This window comes from Actibacterium sp. (assembly GCF_041584535.1).
Lineage (GTDB): Bacteria > Pseudomonadota > Alphaproteobacteria > Rhodobacterales > Rhodobacteraceae > Actibacterium_D.
The window spans coordinates 1-1704 of sequence record NZ_JBFHDW010000412.1 but is presented as its reverse complement, the minus strand read 5'-3'; the positions used below and the strand labels follow the sequence as shown (position 1 = coordinate 1704).

General features: G+C 64.4%; 1 protein-coding gene, 1 tRNA gene and 1 pseudogene. 1 reads left to right on the top strand and 2 read right to left on the bottom strand.

What is annotated here, in order from left to right:
• Positions 1-241 precede the first annotated feature (241 nt).
• Positions 242-1270, top strand: coding sequence for an alkane 1-monooxygenase (locus ABYW26_RS14250; protein WP_372605571.1), 1029 nt, complete (start codon positions 242-244; stop codon positions 1268-1270).
• A gap of 15 nt (positions 1271-1285) precedes the next feature.
• Here ABYW26_RS14250 and ABYW26_RS14245 read toward each other — a convergent pair.
• Positions 1286-1372 (bottom strand) — tRNA-Leu (locus tag ABYW26_RS14245).
• Positions 1373-1429: 57 nt separating this feature from the next.
• Positions 1430-1704 (bottom strand): annotated as a pseudogene (locus ABYW26_RS14240) (hypothetical protein); the annotation flags it as partial.

The window sequence follows — 1704 nt, the reverse complement described above, 5'->3', positions numbered from 1 at the left end:
CGTTTGTGCGGCCTCTTCGACGCCACCGTCATCGACAATAGCCTCCAACCCCTCTTCCAACTTGGACGAGGATTTGAACAACCGCTCTTTGAGCTTTGAAAATAGCGCCATATGTGCCTCCGGTTAGGGGTGATTTAATCACATTCCCCGCCCATTGGAAGGGAGCGCGGGCAGAAACACCGGGGCTGGCCTATTGCGGGGCTTTGGCCCATTCTGACCCCGCAAACACCCCGAGCCCGCAATGACCCGACGTCCTGTCACCTTTTTCGCCCTCGCCACGCTGACGCCGCTGCCGTTGCTGGGGCTGGCGGCGGTGCTGGGCGGGGCATGGGTCTGGGCGGCGCTGGCTTACATGAGCCTGCTGGCCGGACTGGCCGATGCGTTGATGGCGCGGCCCGCGCCCGACGCGCCCGAAGACGCCAGCTTTCCCGCCGCCGATGCGCTGTCGGTGCTGTTGGCGCTGGCGCATTTCGGGCTGTTGGCGCTGGCAGTGCGGGCGGTGTCAGGCCACGCGGGCCTAAGCACGCCTGAACAAATCGGCACGTTCTTCGCCTTTGGCCTGTTCTTCGGAGAGGTCAGCAATTCCAACGCCCATGAATTGATCCACCGCAGCCGCAAACCTTTGTTTCGCTTGGGAATGTGGGTCTATATCTCGCTGCTGTTCGGGCATCACACCTCGGCGCACCGGCATGTGCATCACCGTTTTGTCGCCACGCCTGACGACCCCAACAGCCCGCGCCCCGGCGAAGGGTTCTATCGCTTTGCCCCACGGGCCTGGATCGGGTCGTTCCGCGCCGGATTAAGGGCCGAGCGCGCCCTGGGCCGCCAGCGGGTCTATGGCCTGTATCTTGGCGGCGCGGTTCTGGCGTTGGCGCTGGCGGGGCTGGCCTATGGGATCACCGGCCTGTTGGCCTATCTGGCGCTGGCGGGCTATGCGACGATGCAGCTTTTGCTGTCGGATTACGTCCAGCATTACGGCCTGAACCGGGGCCGCCGTCCGAACGGCAAATATCTACCGGTCACTGCCGCCCACAGCTGGAACGCGCCGCACCGGTTCTCCAGCCACCTGATGCTGAACGCACCGCGCCATTCCGACCACCACGCCCACCCGGCCCGACCCTATCCGGCGCTGCACCTGTCCGGCCCCGAGACCATGCCAACCCTGCCGCACAGCCTGCCGGTGATGGCGATGATCGCGCTGGTGCCGCCCCTGTGGCGGCGCAAGATGAACCGGCGGGCCGCAAAATGGCGGCACGCGGCGCAGGTCTGAGCAGTCGGGGATAAATGGTGCGGGCGGTGGGACTCGAACCCACACGGGGCTACGCCCCAACAGATTTTAAGTCTGGTATGTCTACCATTCCATCACGCCCGCATCCGGTTCGCGCGATGCGGCGGACAATAGGCATTTGGCGGTCAGAGTAAAGTCGGCTCAGATATCGTCGCCCGATTGCGGGCGCATTTCCGGCGGCAGCAGGTGGCGCTCGGGCAGCCACGGGTTGATCTCAAGCGCCTTGAGCAAGACCCTGAAGCCGTTTTCGGTCTGTCCCAGCCCCAGCTGCACCATCGCCTTGCCCGACATCGCCGCGTAATGGTCGGGCGACAGTTCCAGCGCCCGGTCCAGATCGGTCAGCGAGGTTTCAAAATCCTCGCGCAGGAAATTCACGAAAGCGCGCTGGTTATAGCCCTCGGCATAGTCCGGGCAGT